The 15887-nt window shown below is 58.3% G+C and carries 17 protein-coding genes and 4 tRNA genes; 8 read left to right on the top strand and 13 right to left on the bottom strand.

What is annotated here, in order from left to right; translation table 11 throughout:
• Positions 1-58: 58 nt before the first annotated feature.
• Positions 59-481 carry an RNA polymerase-binding protein DksA gene (dksA, locus tag L6418_RS06690; protein WP_237246154.1) on the top strand — a complete coding sequence of 141 codons (423 nt, stop codon included), beginning with the start codon at positions 59-61 and terminating at the stop codon, positions 479-481.
• Positions 482-561: 80 nt separating this feature from the next.
• Here dksA and L6418_RS06685 read toward each other — a convergent pair.
• Together L6418_RS06685 and L6418_RS06680 are read right to left on the bottom strand one after the other, a co-directional pair.
• Positions 562-635 (bottom strand) — tRNA-Cys (locus L6418_RS06685).
• Positions 636-697: 62 nt separating this feature from the next.
• A tRNA-Gly gene (locus L6418_RS06680) sits at positions 698-773 on the bottom strand.
• 145 nt (positions 774-918) lie between these two features.
• On the opposite strand from L6418_RS06680, the gene L6418_RS06675 reads away from it, so the two are divergent.
• A tRNA-Leu gene (locus L6418_RS06675) sits at positions 919-1007 on the top strand.
• Positions 1008-1014: 7 nt separating this feature from the next.
• Complete coding sequence (locus L6418_RS06670; protein WP_237246153.1) at positions 1015-3006, top strand: UvrD-helicase domain-containing protein; 1992 nt, start codon at positions 1015-1017, stop codon at positions 3004-3006.
• 28 nt (positions 3007-3034) lie between these two features.
• Here L6418_RS06670 and L6418_RS06665 read toward each other — a convergent pair whose 3' ends face one another.
• Genes L6418_RS06665 through L6418_RS06620 form a run of 10 tightly spaced genes read right to left on the bottom strand, consistent with a single transcriptional unit; the run spans position 3035 to position 10900 of the window.
• Positions 3035-3424 (bottom strand): hypothetical protein, encoded by a 390-nt coding sequence (locus L6418_RS06665; RefSeq protein WP_237246152.1) that lies wholly within the window; start codon positions 3422-3424, stop codon positions 3035-3037.
• A gap of 45 nt (positions 3425-3469) precedes the next feature.
• On the bottom strand, positions 3470-4960 hold the full coding sequence (locus L6418_RS06660; RefSeq protein WP_237246151.1) for a CYTH and CHAD domain-containing protein: 1491 nt from the start codon (positions 4958-4960) through the stop codon (positions 3470-3472).
• Positions 4961-4967: 7 nt separating this feature from the next.
• Positions 4968-5465 (bottom strand): TPM domain-containing protein, encoded by a 498-nt coding sequence (locus L6418_RS06655; RefSeq protein WP_237246150.1) that lies wholly within the window; start codon positions 5463-5465, stop codon positions 4968-4970.
• Complete coding sequence (locus tag L6418_RS06650) at positions 5466-6323, bottom strand: YgcG family protein (RefSeq protein ID WP_237246149.1); 858 nt, start codon at positions 6321-6323, stop codon at positions 5466-5468.
• Positions 6324-6926: a LemA family protein gene (locus L6418_RS06645; RefSeq protein WP_237246148.1), complete on the bottom strand. Its 603-nt coding sequence runs from the start codon at positions 6924-6926 to the stop codon at positions 6324-6326.
• Positions 6927-6975: 49 nt separating this feature from the next.
• A complete protein-coding gene (locus tag L6418_RS06640) occupies positions 6976-8151 on the bottom strand; it encodes an NAD(P)/FAD-dependent oxidoreductase (RefSeq protein WP_237246147.1) in 1176 nt (391 codons plus the stop codon).
• The gene (locus L6418_RS06635) at positions 8151-9038 is read right to left on the bottom strand and encodes an alpha/beta hydrolase (protein ID WP_237246146.1); all 888 of its coding nucleotides are present in this window, start codon (positions 9036-9038) and stop codon (positions 8151-8153) included. The genes L6418_RS06640 and L6418_RS06635 overlap by 1 nt, the downstream gene beginning before the upstream one ends.
• Entirely contained in the window at positions 9005-9712 is a 708-nt protein-coding gene (dnaQ, locus tag L6418_RS06630; protein ID WP_237248684.1) for a DNA polymerase III subunit epsilon, read from the bottom strand. Before dnaQ ends, L6418_RS06635 begins: the two co-directional genes overlap by 34 nt.
• Positions 9709-10164 (bottom strand): ribonuclease HI, encoded by a 456-nt coding sequence (gene rnhA / locus L6418_RS06625; protein ID WP_237248683.1) that lies wholly within the window; start codon positions 10162-10164, stop codon positions 9709-9711. The genes dnaQ and rnhA overlap by 4 nt, the downstream gene beginning before the upstream one ends.
• Entirely contained in the window at positions 10148-10900 is a 753-nt protein-coding gene (locus tag L6418_RS06620; protein WP_237248682.1) for a class I SAM-dependent methyltransferase, read from the bottom strand. The genes rnhA and L6418_RS06620 overlap by 17 nt, the downstream gene beginning before the upstream one ends.
• An 18-nt stretch (positions 10901-10918) precedes the next feature.
• On the opposite strand from L6418_RS06620, the gene gloB reads away from it, so the two are divergent.
• The 5 genes from gloB to L6418_RS06595 all read left to right on the top strand — a co-directional run bounded on the left by gloB (position 10919) and on the right by L6418_RS06595 (position 15399).
• Entirely contained in the window at positions 10919-11680 is a 762-nt protein-coding gene (gloB, locus tag L6418_RS06615) for a hydroxyacylglutathione hydrolase (protein WP_237248681.1), read from the top strand.
• Between the two features lie 41 nt (positions 11681-11721).
• Positions 11722-11812 (top strand) — tRNA-Ser (locus tag L6418_RS06610).
• Between the two features lie 184 nt (positions 11813-11996).
• Positions 11997-13475 (top strand): ATP-binding protein, encoded by a 1479-nt coding sequence (locus L6418_RS06605; RefSeq protein ID WP_237248680.1) that lies wholly within the window; start codon positions 11997-11999, stop codon positions 13473-13475.
• Positions 13472-14020, top strand: a complete 549-nt coding sequence (locus L6418_RS06600; protein ID WP_237248679.1) for a hypothetical protein — start codon at positions 13472-13474, stop codon at positions 14018-14020. Before L6418_RS06605 ends, L6418_RS06600 begins: the two co-directional genes overlap by 4 nt.
• Complete coding sequence (locus L6418_RS06595; protein WP_237248678.1) at positions 14017-15399, top strand: sigma 54-interacting transcriptional regulator; 1383 nt, start codon at positions 14017-14019, stop codon at positions 15397-15399. The genes L6418_RS06600 and L6418_RS06595 overlap by 4 nt, the downstream gene beginning before the upstream one ends.
• Before the next feature lie 71 nt (positions 15400-15470).
• Here L6418_RS06595 and L6418_RS06590 read toward each other — a convergent pair whose 3' ends face one another.
• Entirely contained in the window at positions 15471-15839 is a 369-nt protein-coding gene (locus L6418_RS06590; RefSeq protein WP_237248677.1) for a co-chaperone YbbN, read from the bottom strand.
• Between the last annotated feature and the right edge of the window lie 48 nt (positions 15840-15887).

Raw genomic sequence — 15887 nt, 5'->3', positions numbered from 1 at the left:
TCTTTCTGGTATTAAAGCGCGCTTGAAAATTTTTAGTTTCACCTTGGAGATCGACGTAATGCCAGCACCAGCAAGCAAAACCTCCGCACCATACAAGCCGAAAAAAGGCGAGGAATACATGAATCCGGACCAGCTGGAGCATTTCCGCAATGTTCTGAATGAGATCAAGCTGGGCCTGAGTCAGGATATCGACCGCACCGTACACACCATGCAGGACGAAGCGACTGTCTTCGCGGATCCCAACGACCGCGCCAGCCAGGAATCGGACATGAGCCTAGAATTGCGCAACCGCGACCGCGAACGCAAGCTGATCAAAAATATCGACAAGATGCTGGGCCGGATCGAAGCTGGCGACTATGGCTATTGCGACAAATGCGGTGTGGAGATCGGCCTGAGCCGCCTGGAAGCGCGCCCGACGGCAACCTTGTGCATCGACTGCAAGACACTGGATGAGATCAGAGAGCGCCAGGTCGCAAAATAACCATCCTGCGGCATGGCTCAAAATAAAAATCCCTGCCTAGGCAGGGATTTTTTTATGCCGTAAAGAAGCGCAATGAATGTTGGAGGCGCGAGCCGGAGTCGAACCGACCTACACGGATTTGCAATCCGGTGCATAACCGCTTTGCTATCGCGCCGTCAGGCTAATTGCATAGTAGCAAAAATTATGGGAAAGCCGTGAAGGCTTTCCCAAGTTATCTGGAGCGGGAAACGAGACTCGAACTCGCGACCTATACCTTGGCAAGGTATCGCTCTACCAACTGAGCTATTCCCGCAAAAAACGAAGTCCGCATTATATGGATATCGAACTTCGTGTCAAGAAAATCAGCACAGATATTTTTGTTTTGTTCGAGTTTCGCCCGCCTCTGTATAATGCGCCGCTCGTTAATTTCGGAACTGATGTTCCGTTATCGCCTATCTGCCCGGGTGGTGAAATTGGTAGACACAACGGACTTAAAATCCGTCGGGGAGAAATCTCTGTACCGGTTCGATTCCGGTCCCGGGCACCAAATACAGATGTTAAGCAAACTCAACCCCACTCAGCGCGAAGCGGTCAAACATCTTGGTTCGCCCCTGCTGGTTCTTGCCGGAGCGGGCAGCGGCAAGACGCGCGTCATCACGCACAAGCTGGCCTACCTCATCGAGGAGTGCGGCTATTCGCCGCGCAATCTGGCCGCCATCACCTTCACCAACAAAGCCGCCAGGGAGATGAATGAGCGTATCGGCAAACTGCTGGGCGGGCGGGAAGCCAAGGGACTGACCATCTGCACTTTCCACGCGCTGGGCATGCAGATCCTGCGCGAAGAAGCCCTTTTGCTCGGCTACAAAAAACAGTTCTCCATCTTCGACACCGCCGACACCGGCAAGATCGTCGCCGAATTGCTGGGCAGCCCAGATAAACAGGAGGTACGCACCGCACAAAGCGTGATGTCGAACTGGAAAGCAGCCTTCCTTACGCCCGAACAGGCAGGGAGCATGGCCGAGAACGAAGAGCAACAGCGCCTTGCATTACTTTATGCCCGCTACCAGGAAACGCTGCGCGCATACCAGGCCGTGGATTTCGACGACCTCATCCGCCTGCCGGTGGAATTGTTCAAGACGCAGGAAGAAGCATCCCAGCGCTGGCAGCATCGCTTCCGCTATCTGCTCGTCGACGAATACCAGGATACCAACGACTGTCAGTACCAGATGATGAAGCTGCTGGCGGGCGATCGTGCCGCCATCACGGCGGTGGGCGACGACGATCAGGCCATTTACGCCTGGCGCGGCGCCAGCACGGCCAACCTGAGCAACCTGCAGAAAGACTATCCCAGCCTGCGCGTCATCAAGCTGGAGCAGAACTACCGTTCCTCGCAGCGCATCCTGCAAAGCGCCAACCACCTGATCAAGAACAACACCAAGCTGTTCGAGAAGAACCTTTGGAGCGAACACGGCCCCGGCGACCCGGTACGCGTGTTCGCGGCGAAGGATGACGAGAGCGAGGCCGAGTCTGTGGTGTTGCGCCTGCTGGCGCACAAGTTCGAGCACAAGACGCGTTTTACCGATTACGCCATCCTCTACCGCAGCAACCATCTGTCGCGCGTGTTCGAGGAACAGCTGCGCACGCACAAAGTACCCTATACGGTCAGCGGCGGAACCTCATTCTTCGATTACGCCGAGATCAAGGACCTCACCGCCTACCTGCGCCTGATCGCCAACCCGGACGACGATCCCGCCTTCATCCGCGCGATCACCACCCCCAAGCGCGGCATCGGCAACAGTACGCTGGAAAAACTGGCCGGCTATGCCGCATCCCGCCACATCAGCCTGTTCGAGGCCGCATTCGAGCCAGCGATGGCGGAGCAGTTGCAACCGCGCCAGCACGAGGACCTGCTCACCTTCTGCAACTTCATCAACCGCATGCAGGCCAGGGCCGAAAAAGAACCCTGCAACGAAGTGATGGGCGACCTGATGAGCGCCATCGATTACGAAGCCTGGCTGTTCGACAGCCATGAGCCGCGCCAGGCCGAAACCAAATGGAAGAACGTGCAGGACTTCGTCGGCTGGATGAACCGGAAATCCGAGGCGGACGAAAAAACCATGATTGCGATGACGCAGCTGATCGCCCTGCTCAACCTGCTCGAATCACGCGAGCAGGAAAACGATGCCGTCTCGCTCTCCACCCTGCATGCTGCCAAAGGACTAGAGTTCGGTCATGTGTTCCTGGTCGGTGTGGAAGAAGGCATCCTGCCGCACGAGCGCAGCGAAGCACCGGAACAGATCGAGGAGGAGCGCCGTTTGATGTATGTCGGCATCACCCGCGCGCAGCGCTCGCTGCAGATCAGCTACTGCACCCGGCGCAAACGCGGCAAGGAGTTCTCCGGGTGCGATCCCAGCCGCTTCATCGCCGAACTGCCGCAGGCGGATATCGTCTATGCGGGTGTGGCGACGGTGGGCAACGCCCCCGAAGTGACGAAAGAGGAAGGAATGGACAAGCTGGCGCGGCTGAAGGCGATGCTGGTCAAGTAATTCAGTATCAGGGACCGCCGGGCGTGCGCTATACCTGATCGAACAGTGTCGCCGCGGTGTGCGCCAGAAGCGCAACATCAAGGACACCGATGCATTCTTCGGCGACCTCGATTCCGTTCAGCACCGCAGGACGTTCCGCTTCCGTGATCTCCCACACATCAGTGCTGTCGCCCCTCCTGCGCACGTCTGTCAGTGTCGTGATCGCAGTGTCCAGTATTTCGATGGCATCCGGGATCTGGGTGTTTTTCTGCGCCAGTGCCGAGCGGACGACACACAGCGCCACCGCAAGACGGCTAAATGCGGTGACACTGAATTTTCCTTCGCATGCGGCTTGATAAGGCAGGTACATGTCCATCGCGTAGATGTCTTTCAGCCCCTGAGTAACGGGTACACGCAACGGGGTGTTCTTTTTGGCCATGCTCTGCTTTCCAATCTCGCTGGTTCGCCAATTCCCGGCAAACGATTAATCCCAAAAACCTTTTTGTGCAGCAAATCTTGACCAGATCCTGCGGAACTCGGCAACCCGTTCCGCATAATCATGTTCCATCCAGCCGCGTATGAGCGCCAGTGTATCGCGCCGTGCGGCATTATCCAACTCGTTCAGCAACCGATGTGCCACGGCGATATCGTTCAAGGCTCCCAGGATATCCTGCAGCCTGGACAGGACGGCCACATACTCCTTGATCGCGGCATCATGGAACAGCGAGCCGAACATTTCTATGCTGTAGCGCAATTTCTTGCAGGCGATACGCAGAACATGCAGCTGTTCGGCATTCTCGCCGGCCGTTCCAGCGCCATATTTGAGTACTTGCCTGCTTCGCTTCTCAAGTATTTTCGCAACGAACCGGTCAAGCCTTGCTCCCGTCCCGAGCCATCGGTCACTGTGCATCCAGGCGCCCAAACGGAGCAACAGGCGCTGGAATTCCTGCGATGACAGATTGTCTTCCATGCCGGCATGCTGTTTCTTGCGCGCTCGCTCGCTCGCTCGCAGCACCTCGCGCAATCCAGAATGCTCCGGCATGCGCGTACAGATGGGGGCCAGCGTCTGTGTCACGAACACATCCCATTCACGCGATCTTCCCAGTTCGACGCATAGCCTGGCAACCTGTTCGCGCAATTCCGCCAGCTCTTCGTCATCCCCGTCAAAGCGTTGCGTGATGGAAAGTGCCACGCGCAACCGGCGCAACCCGACACGCACCTGATGCAGATACTCCTCATCCACTTTCAGCAATGCCCCCGGCACATTGGCCTGCACATGCGCCAGACAGGCGCCGATCAGGCTGGGCAATACACTGGCGGTGCTTTGCGATTTCCTCAATTCAGGAAAACGGGCTTTGCTGACCGAAGGTCCGGATGCCGAAAACAGCAGATAGCCGTATTCCGCCTTGCTGGTATGTTCGACCTCCAGCGGCACGATGTCGAGCAACGCCAGGGCCAGCTCGAACAGCTGCCGCGGTGCGCCGGATATGAGTTCGAGTTCCACCTCGGAGATCGGACAACTCGATTTCCCGGCCCGTATCTCGCCGCTGTCCATGCACAGCTCGATCCGGGCACCGCCGAATTCCAGCAGGCGTACGTTGCGCGTGAAGTCGGTGACAAACACCGGCTGCAGCCGGTTGCGCACACCGTGCGGCAACTCGCCGCCACCGGCCTTGAGCATCTCGAAATCGAGCTGCTCGGATGGCACCGGCGTCTCCCATTCGTTGCGCTGATGCAGACCGGCGCTCACCTGTCCGCCGCCTTTCAGGGTTTGTATCCATTGCCTGCCGGCACGACGCAGCCGCAACGCCATGGCTTGCCGGCGCAGCTCAAGATCGGCAGTATCGTAATAGATGCTATAGAGCTTTTGCGAACTGGCGCGACCGGTAGCCAGCGAGCGCAGCCATGGATGGCGCTTGAGCTTGAGCAGATGCTCCGGCGAGATATGCAGCTTGATTTCGGTTTCGACGATCACGATGGATTCAGAGCAGAACCGGCGCATCCGGCAACTCGTTGGCCTTGCTGCCGGTTTGCGGATAATGAAGCGCCAGATACCCTCCTACGCTGCGTATCCCGGCAATGACACCCGCTTCGAATTTCCCTTGGCGAAAGGCCGCTTCCATTTGCCGGCAGACCGTTTCCCAGGTTTCATTGCCAAGTTTGGCATGCACGCCGCGGTCCGCCACGATCTCGACATCACGATCGGCCAGCAGCAGATAGATCAGCACACCATTGTTATGTTCGGTATCCCAGATACGCAACATGGAAAAGACCTCGATCGCCCGTTCTCGGGCGCTCTGTCCGGCCAGCAAGGGCCTGGTGTCCAGTGCCGCCTCAACAACGAAGCGGATCTGGCCGGCATGCGTCCGCTCGACCTCCGCAATGGTGCGCTCGATGTTTTCCAGCGCGGCGCGCGGGAAGATCCTGCGCATCGCAGCCTGGCTGGACGAGAGATGTTTGATGATGCGTTTGATATCCATTTACCAATCTCCCGAGGCCCCACCACCACCGAATCCGCCACCACCGCCACCGAAGTCCCCTCCTCCTCCGCTTCCCCAGCTTCCGCCGCCTCCCCAGCCTGACGGAAAGGATGGCCCCCATCCGCTCGTCCCGAACAGCAGGGAGAACAGGAAAGCCGCCACTGCGGCGGCGATCGCCCAGGCCACCGAGAACAAGGTCGCCCAGACCAGCAACCCGATCACTCCGCCGACGATCAGGCCGCTGGGAAGCCGGCCCAGCAATTGCCGCAATATGATGTTGCCAACCATGAAGATGATGAATCCGATACCCAGCAACTGTCCCAGGCTATCAGAACCGTTGCCGGATGATGGCGATGCTTTCGGTGCGGGAGGCGGCAGCGACTCTCCTTCGACCACCTGGATGATGGCGCTCACGCCGGCATCGATGCCGCGGTAGAACTCGCCACGCCTGAAATAGGGTGAGATGACCTCGGACACGATGCGCTTCGCCGTGGCATCGTTCAGCGCGCCTTCCAGGCCGTAACCCACTTCGATGCGCAGCTTGTGGTCATCCTTGGCGACAAGCAGCAGCACGCCATCGTCCACCCCCTTGCGCCCGAGCTTCCAGGCATCCACCACGCGGATGCCGAATTGCTCAATCGTTTCCGGTTGCGTGCTGGGCAATATGAGCACGGCAACCTGCGACCCCTTGCTAGCTTCGAATGCCGCCAGTCTGGCGTCCAGCGCCTGTATCTCGGAGGCGTCGAGCGTGGCGGTCAGATCGGTGACGCGCTGGGTAAGCCGGGGCACCGCAACCTCGGCCCGCGCTGTGCCGCACAGCAGCAGCGCGAGCAGGAGAAGCTGTGCGAACCGCTTCATTTATTTTGCCGGCGCAGCCTTGGGCGCGGAGAAATCCACCGTCGGCGCCTTCGAAACAGCCTTCTCGTCTTCCACGGTGAACGAAGGCTTGACGCTGTAGCTGAACAACATTGCCGTCAGGTTGGTCGGGAACGAACGCGCCAGCACATTGTAGGCCTGGACCGATTTGATGTAGCGGTTGCGCGCCACGGTGATGCGATTCTCCGTACCCTCCAACTGCGCCTGCAAGTCGCGGAAGACGGCATCGGATTTCAGTTGCGGATAGTTCTCCGTCACCATCATCAGTTTGCTCAATGCCGTCGTCAGTTCCCCCTGGGCAGCCTGGAACTGGGCAAATGCCTTGGGATCGTTGATCAGTGCCGGCGTTGCCTGAATGGTGCCGACCTTGGCACGCGCCTCGGTCACCCCGATCAGCACATCCTTTTCCTGCTGCGCATAACCCTTGACCGTGTTCACCAAGTTAGGGACCAGATCGAAGCGGCGCTGGTACTGGTTCAGCACTTCCGCCCAGTCGGCCTTGACCTGCTCGTCATAACTCTGGAAATCGTTGTAGCCGCAACCGCTTAACAACGCTGTCATCAGTACCGCCAATAGTGCTCGCATCGTTGAATCTCCTTAGTTGAACCAGGATTCTGCCCGGGAAAATATATCACTAAACCGCCTGCCCTGCCGCGTAGGCAGACGACCAGGCCCACTGGAAATTGTATCCGCCGAGCTGGCCGGTGACATCCATCACTTCGCCGATGAAATACAGCCCGGGCACCTCGTTGCACTCCATCGTCCTGGATGACAGCGCATGCGTATCCACTCCGCCGCAGGTTACTTCCGCCTTGCTGTAACCCAGGGTGCCGGTCGGCGTGACCTGCCACGCTTTCAGCTTGTCGGCCAATGCCTTCAGTTCCTTTTCCGCATACTGGTTGAGCGGCTTGTTTTCCAGCCATTGCGTGGCGACGATCTCGGCCAGGCGTTTCGGCAGGTACTGGGCGAGGAAGTTGCTCAGCAGCATTTTGCTGCCGCGCTGTTGCAGGAAGATTTCCCGCACATCGTGATCGGGCAACAGGTCTATGGACAGCGGTTTGCCCGCTTCCCAGTAGGACGAGATTTGCAGGATGGCTGGGCCGCTCAGGCCGCGATGGGTGAACAGCAGGTTCTCGCGGAAACTGCGCTTGCCGAAACTGACGACCGCTTCCACGGAAGCACCGGATAATCCGGCGTACATTGCCCATTCTTCAGGATGGAAACTGAGTGGCACCAGGCCCGGTTTAAGCCTGGTCATGGGAATGCCGAACTGCTCGGCGACCTTGTACCCGAACGGAGTGGCGCCGATCTTGGGGATGGACATGCCGCCGGTGGCGATGACCAGCGCGGCGGCACGGAATCTCCCGCGCGACGCGGTCACGTAGAACGCATCGCTGCGCTCGATCTTTTCCACGCTGCACGGCATGCACCAGCGCACCCCTGCCGTATCGCATTCCGATCTGAGCATGGCGATGATCGCTTCCGAACCGTCGTTGCAGAACAGCTGCCCGAGCGTTTTCTCGTGATAACCGATGCCGTGCCTGTCCAGCATGTCGATGAAATGTTGCGGCGTGAAACGCGCGAGTGCGGAACGGCAAAAATGCGGATTCTGCGACAGGTAGTTATCCGGTTTTGCATGCAGATTGGTGAAGTTGCAGCGTCCGCCGCCGGAGATGCGTATCTTCTCGGCCAGCTTGGGCGCATGCTCCAGCAGCAAGACCGAGCGCCCTCGCTGAGCCGCGGTCAAGGCGCACATCATCCCGGCAGCACCTGCCCCGACGATCAATACATCGAACCTGGTTGTATCCATCAATGCTGCATCGTGTGGTGCCGGATGAAATCATCTACTGCAGCGCGATATTCGAGCGGCGCAATGATGGCGTTATTGTTGTGCTCGCCGCCCTCGATCAGTTTCAGCGTCTTCTGCGACGGTGCCCGTTCGAACAGGCGCTGGCTCATCCGGTATGGCACCAGACTGTCCCATGTTCCGTGGATCAGCAGCAGCGGAATCTTCAAGTTGCCTATTTTGCCGAGCGAGTCGAAGCGCTGGTTCAGCAACGGCTCCACCGGTAGATAGGGATATTCAATTTCCCCCATATCCACCAGCGAGGTGAAGCCGCTCTCCGCGATGACGCCGGCCGCTTCCGGGTGGCGCACGGCCAGATCGATGGCGATGGCACTTCCCAGCGAGTGGCCGAATATGAAAGTTCGTTGCGGATCGCTTGCGCGTTGCTTGAGCAGATAGTTCCAGCTCGCATCGGCATCTTCATACACCTTGGATTCGCTGGGTTCCCCCCCGCCGCTCTTGCCGTAACCGCGATAGTCGACCATCAGCAGGTTGTAGCCCATGTCGTGCAAGCGTGCCGCCTTGTCGATATCCAGCGCGGCCGAGATGTTCCTGTCGTTGCCGTGCAGATAGAGCATGGTCGGGGCATCGGCACTCGCCGCAGGTATCCACCACGCGAACAGGTCGCCGCGCTCCGCACCGCTGCCGGAAGGGATGTGGACCTCCTCGAATTTCATGCCGAGCCGTTGTGGCGAGGTCTGCAGCATCGCAACGGGTTTGAATATCTTCTCGCGTTGCGTTGCCCACATATAGGCGCACACCGACAGATACGCCAGTACCGCCAGCATCAGCGCCCAGCGGATGCGCCTGGACCACTTCAGGATGACGGCTGTTCTTCCAGCTTTTTCCATATGCACGATCCTTTGCTGGCCTTCTCGATGTCGGCAAGTTGCGCATTGTGCAGCGCCAGTTCTTCCTCGCTGGCCGGCAACACGCGCACGTTCAGGCGGATAGCCTCGCCCTCTGCGGTGAATTGCACGCCATCCTCTTCGGAACGCTCGTCGCCGAGCAGGCTTTCCTGCCCCCGCGTCATGCCCAGATAGACCTCTGCCAGCAGTTCAGTATCCAGCAACGCGCCATGCAGCGTACGGTGCGAGTTATCGATCTGGTAACGGTCGCACAGCGCATCGAGATTGTTCTTCTTGCCCGGATGCAGTTCCTTGGCCACCTTCAGGGTATCGATCACCGAATTGGTCAACGGCGGCAGGCCGGCAAGGGTCAGCTCGGCATTGAGGAAGCCGATATCGAATGGGGCGTTATGGATGATCAGCTCGGCACCGGCGATGAACTCCAGCAAGGCGGGAGCGATCTCGGCGAATTTGGGCTCGTCTTGCAGACGGTCCAGCGTCAGGCCGTGCACGGCCGCCGCACCTTCGTCGATCTCGCGTTCGGGATTGAGGTAACGGTGAAATGTCCGATCGGAGACCTTGCGCCCGTTCAATTCGATCGCCGCAACCTCGATGATGCGATGCCCCTGTTTCGGATCGAGTCCCGTGGTTTCCGTGTCCAGCACGACCTGCCTCATGCTTCCCCTCGCAATGTCTCGATACCCTTGTTGGCAAGCTGGTCCGCCCGTTCGTTGCCGTCATGGCCGGCATGCCCCTTGACCCATACCCATTCGACGTGGTGCTGTTCCGCCAAAGCATCCAGCCTGCGCCACAGATCCTCGTTCTTGACCGGCTTCTTGTCCGCCGTCTTCCAGCCGCGCTGTTTCCAGTTATGCACCCATTCGCTGATGCCCTGCTGCACATATTTGGAATCGGTGTGCAAGCGCACCCGGCATTGGCGTTTCAACGCTTCCAGCGCCGAGATCGCCGCCAGCAACTCCATGCGATTGTTGGTGGTATGCGCCTCGCCGCCATAGATCTCGCGCTCCTTGCCCTGCGTGCGCAGCAATGCGCCCCACCCCCCGATACCGGGATTGCCCTTGCAGGCCCCGTCGGTAAAAATTTCCACTATTTCACTCATCGTTTCCATTCTTCTTTTGCGTCACCCCCTTGTTCAGCTTGGGAGTGACTGGCAAGAGGTTCCTTACCAATCCATTGTTCCACTGCGGCTTGATCAGTCGCATCCCCGGCACGCGCTTGATCGCATGCAGGAAATACACGCCACCGCTCACCGCCCACCAGCGGTCTCCCGCCTTTTCCATGAAAGCGAAGCGCTCCAGCCATTTCGTGGTATGCAGCGGCGGCGCGTACGCGGCAAAGCGTCCGCCTGCGATCTCGAAGCCGAGCAGCGCCAGCCAGTCCTTCAGGCGCGGCAGGCGGATGAATTGCCCGCACCACGGGTAACCCTGTTTCCTGCCCAGCGCACGGTGCATGCCCCACAGGCTGAACGGATTGAACCCGGTAATGATCAGATTGCCCTCCGGCCTCAACACCCGTTCTACCTCGCGCAATATCTGGTGCGGGTTATCGGCGAACTCCAGCACATGCGGCAGCAGCACCAGATCCAGGCTGTCGCAGGAGAACGGTAGCTCATCGCAACACAAGCGCACATCGTTGCCAGCCAGTGCGCCAGCGGTAAAGCGCAGCGGCATGCGGCTCCTGCCCAGAAAATCGTGCTCCGGCAATCCCAGTTGCACGGCGTTGAAGCCGAAAATATCACTGACAGTATGGTCGAAATAAGCCTGTTCGCTGGCCAGCACATATTGGCCCTGGCCGCTGGCAAACCATTCGCTCAAACTTTGCGCAGTTAACTTACAATTCGGCATCCAACCCTCGTTTATATCATGCTCACCATCGACGGCATCCCGGCCCTGCAAGACAACTACATCTGGCTGCTTCAGCGCGCAGGCCGTGCCGTTGCCGTCGATCCTGGCGAGGCTGCGCCTGTACTGGATTTTCTGCATGCGAGCAACCTGCAGCTTGACGCGATCCTGTGCACCCATCGCCACCACGATCACGTTGATGGCATCGAGGAATTGCGCGCAGTATATAACGTGCCGGTGTATGGGCGAAGCCATCCGAACAATCCGCACATCACCCATGACTTGCGTGAGGGTGACCGCCTCCGGCTTGAGCAGCTGGAGGCGAGCTTCGACGTCATCGAAGTCCCCGGACACCTGGACGACCATATCGCTTTCATCGCCCCGCAGATACTGTTTTGCGGCGACATCATGTTTGGCGCCGGTTGCGGCAAGAATTTCGAAGGAACGGCCGCACAATTGCATCGCTCGCTGCAGCGGCTGGCCGTCCTGCCCGACGATACCCGTGTCTATTGCGCACACGAATACACCGCCTACAACCTGCCTTTTGCACTTGCCTGCGAGCCCAACAACCCGGATATCCAGCAGCGTATCGCCGATACCAGGCGCTTGCGCGCTGAGAATCAACCCACCGTCCCGTTCACCCTCGCCCTGGAAAAGGCGACTAATCCGTTCTTGCGCTGTTCTAACCCCGAACTCATCCGAACCCTGAAGGCCAGAGGACTGGGTAGCACTGACGAAACTGCCGTATTTGCTGCCCTGCGCGAGTGGCGGGATCGTTTTTGATTGCGGGAAACGGCGTTCTAGTTTATCCTGCGCGCCCTTTCGGAGAGGTGGATGAGCGGTTTAAGTCGCACGCCTGGAAAGCGTGTGTGGGGTAATACCCCACCGCGGGTTCGAATCCCGCCCTCTCCGCCAGACACAAAACCGTCCTTGCAGACGGTTTTTTTATTCAAGGACGAGCATTGGGCTTGTCTGTACCGTCTGCGGCGCGTCCATGCGTGCCATTTCGTGAATCTGCTTGCCGCTTCATGTGGCCGACTATATAGTCGTTGACGAGAGCGGCCAGACGACAGCCCCCGATCCACCACTGCCATGCACGATGAGCAATAAATTTATAGCGACACTGCAGAACAGATTGCCTGAATCGCACGCCAAGTCATTCACCGGCCTGATTCTTGTCGGCCTGCTCATCGTCGCGCTGCCCCTGATACTGCCCCTCATATACAGCACGACCTCCATCAGCCAGCTTTCCAAACAAAGCCGACAAGCCGTCAATCAGGCGGAACAAATTGCCCATCTCAGCCGCATCCTGGTCGATCAGGTTTCGGCGATGGAGCGCAGTACCCGGCTCTCGCTCATCTTGTCCGACAAATCTTTGCTGAAAGGGTATTACCAGAGTCACGAAAATTTCAGGGAAGCCCTGCAGAACCTTGCCAAGCTCCCCCTCACCGACAAGCAACAGCAATTGCTGGACGTGATGGATACCGCAGAATCGTCCATCTTTTCGCGCGTGCAGAGCATCGCGCTTGCGCATAAAAAAACGGGCAAACGGAATATCGACTTCACTCCGCTGATGGATTCGACACAAGCATTCCTGAACCATGGTGAAGCCCCGGTCGAACGAGAAGTGGAAGCGATGCAGGAAATGGCCGGGCAAGCGAACAAGGTAACCATCTGGTTGCTGATCAGCTTGGTACCATTAGCCTTGCTGCTGGCATTCGGTTTTTCCCTGCTGATCACTCGGCCGATTCGGCAGATCGACGATGCGATCAGGTCGATGGGCAACGGCGAACTCTCGAAGAGCATCAGGATCGACGGCCCCCAGGATCTGCAACAATTGGGCGACAGACTGGACTGGATGCGCCTGCGCCTGCTGGAGATCGAAGAGCAGAAATCCACCTTTCTCCAGCATGTTTCCCATGAGCTCAAGACGCCGCTCACCTCGATCCGCGAAGGCGCCAATCTCCTCACAGACGGGATCGCCGGGCCATTGACCGCACAGCAGAATGAAATAGCGCGGATACTTTCCGCCAACAGCATTCAATTGCAGAAACGAATCGAAGACCTGTTAAACTTCAGCGCACTGCAGGCTGGAAAAGCTGCACTGCATTGGCAAAAAATGGCATTGCGGACGATCCTTGACTCGGTATTGCACGATCAATATCTGGCGATAACCAACAAATCCCTGAATATCGATCTTCAATCCCCTGATTTATCAATTGAATGCGATGTGCAGAAAATCCGCACCGTGGTGGACAATCTGTTATCCAATGCGATCAAATATTCACCGCCGGGCGGACAGATTAAAATCTGCGCGGCAAATATCGACAATAATGTCAGGCTGGAAGTGTTCGATCACGGCCCTGGCATAGACCCTATGGACAGAGAGAAAATTTTTGACGCCTTCTATCAGGGACGCAAGGCGCCCCAAAGCCACATCAGGGGCACCGGACTCGGCTTGTCCATCGCGCGCGAATACGTGATGGCACATGGCGGTTCGATCGAATTGGTGGAAAGCGGCCAAGGCACTTGCTTCCGTGTCACCCTTCCCCTGACCCGAGCCATCGCAGCATCATGAGCATCAAAACCCCGTCCTTCCCGATCCTGAACGTGCTCTTGGCGGCAACCCTGCTGTCCGCCTGCTCTGTGCTGTCGCAATTTCGCCCGTCGACGAACCTCAACGTTTGCCCGCCGCCACCAGGAATCGCACTTTCGTCGAATCAGGTCGTGCGCTACTACTCCTGCCTTGGCACATTGGCCGACGAGGCAATCAACAAGGAATATCAAGCCACCAACCGGAGCTTCTCGATCACCGGGAGCGATTCCGACCGCCTCCGGCTGGCAATGCTGTTATCGCTGCCCGATACAGGTTTCCGCAGCATTGGCACAGCACTCGACCTGCTGCAACATCTGCCCGCAGGGACAACATCTGCCCCCTCTGAGCTGCAGGATATTGCCGGCATGTTGGCCAGGTTGCTCGCCCAGCAGTTGCGTGCGGATGGTGCGGTTGACGACCTGACCAAGGCTCTCGCCGCCGAAAAGGCGCATGCCGAATTCCTGCAAGGCAAGATCGATGCCGTCAAGGATCTTGAAATCAACCTGATACACCGGGATCAGCCATGAGTGCAGCACAGCAAACCACGGCGCCTGCACGCAGGATACTGATCGTGGACGACGATGCCGATCTGCTGCAGCTTCTTTCCATGCGGCTGCGTTCTGCCGGCCTCGAAGTGGATACGGCAAACAGCGCCGAGGCGGCGATCAACAGCCTGGACATTTCCAGGCCGCATCTCGTGATCACCGATATGCGCATGCAGGGCATGGACGGCATGGCGCTGTTCGAACATATCCACAAGACCATACCGACCCTGCCCGTCATCATGCTGACTGCGCATGGCACCATTCCGGATGCCGTCGACGCCACACAACGCGGATTGTTCGGTTATCTGACCAAGCCATTCGACAGCAAGGTGCTGCTGGACCAGGTCGCCAAGGCGCTCCAGATCTCATGCGCGGCGGCACAACCCGGAAAAGCGAACGACTGGCGTGCCTCCATCATCACGCAGAGCCCGATGATGGAGGACGTCCTGACCAAGGCAAAGCTGGTGGCCGAAGGGGATGCCAGCGTACTGATCTGCGGCGAGAGCGGCACCGGCAAGGAACTGCTTGCGCATGCAATACACGATGCCAGCCCGCGTGCGCAACGGCCATTTGTGGCCATCAATTGCGCAGCGATTCCGGAACAGCTGCTCGAATCCGAACTGTTCGGCCATGTCAAAGGCGCTTTCACGGGGGCGGTGCGCGACCACAAGGGATTGTTCCAGTCGGCCATGGGCGGCACCGTATTCCTGGATGAGATCGGCGACATGCCGCTGGTACTGCAAGGCAAGCTGTTGCGGGTGCTCCAGGAAAAACAGGTGACCCCGGTCGGTGCAACCCAGTCCGTTCCGCTCGATGTGCGCATCATTTCTGCGACCCATCGCAACCTGAGCGCCGAAATCGCCGCCGGCAACTTCCGCGAGGATATCTATTACCGCCTGAATGTGGTGGAACTGGCGATCCCGCCGCTTTCCAGGCGCAGGGAAGATATCCCGTTGCTGGCCAAACATTTCCTGGCTGTCCTGGCCGAAAAATACAACCGGAAAACCAACGGATTCTCCGCAGAGGCAATGGAAACGCTGATCAGCGCCCCTTGGCCTGGCAACGTCAGGCAATTATTGAATGTGGTCGAACGCAGCGTCGTGCTGAGCACCACCCCGCTCATCTCCTCCGTACTCGTCCAGCAGACGATCCATAAAGAAGAAGAGATGCTGATGTCGCTTGAAGAGGCGAAAAGCCGTTTCGAACGCGACTACCTGATCCGCATCCTGAAGATCACGGAAGGCAACGTGACCCAGGCGGCAAAACTGTCAAAACGCAACCGCACCGAATTCTACAAGCTGCTCCAGAAACATCAGCTCAGCCCATCGCTGATCCGGCAATCGCAGGACCTGCCGACATAAACTGCCTGCTGCATGAATGATCTTCCGTACAGGGCGATCATTCGTTCGAGCGCATCCAGCCCAGCGCCGGATCAGGCAGCCGACTGGTGATGAGCAATCAATTTGTCGATGAACTGACGCAGGAAGTGGTCGGGTTGCGAACTGTGGAAACGATCGAACTCCGCTCCCCGGCTATAGGCGATCACGGTGGGGAAACCGCGTACCTTGTGCTTGCCGGCGATACGCATGTTCTCGTCGGCGTCCACCTTGGCCAGCAGGAACTTGCCGTTATATTCCTTCGCCAGCCTTTCCAGGTGCGGCCCCAATACTTTGCACGGCGCACACCATTCCGCGCCGATGTCCAGCAGGACAGGCAGTTCCTGTGAGCGAACGAGCACGCGCTCGTCGAAATTGGCTTCTTCCACGTCATAAGAAAAATGATGCTGGTCTTGCATGTGCATGGTTAATCTGTTCCTTTAAGTCGAGTGCTGTTTACAAGGATTAGGGGT

Source organism: Sideroxyarcus emersonii, from assembly GCF_021654335.1.
Lineage (GTDB): Bacteria > Pseudomonadota > Gammaproteobacteria > Burkholderiales > Gallionellaceae > Sideroxyarcus > Sideroxyarcus emersonii.
The sequence above is the reverse complement of the archived record's forward strand: the minus strand, read 5'-3'. Positions and strand labels throughout refer to the sequence as shown.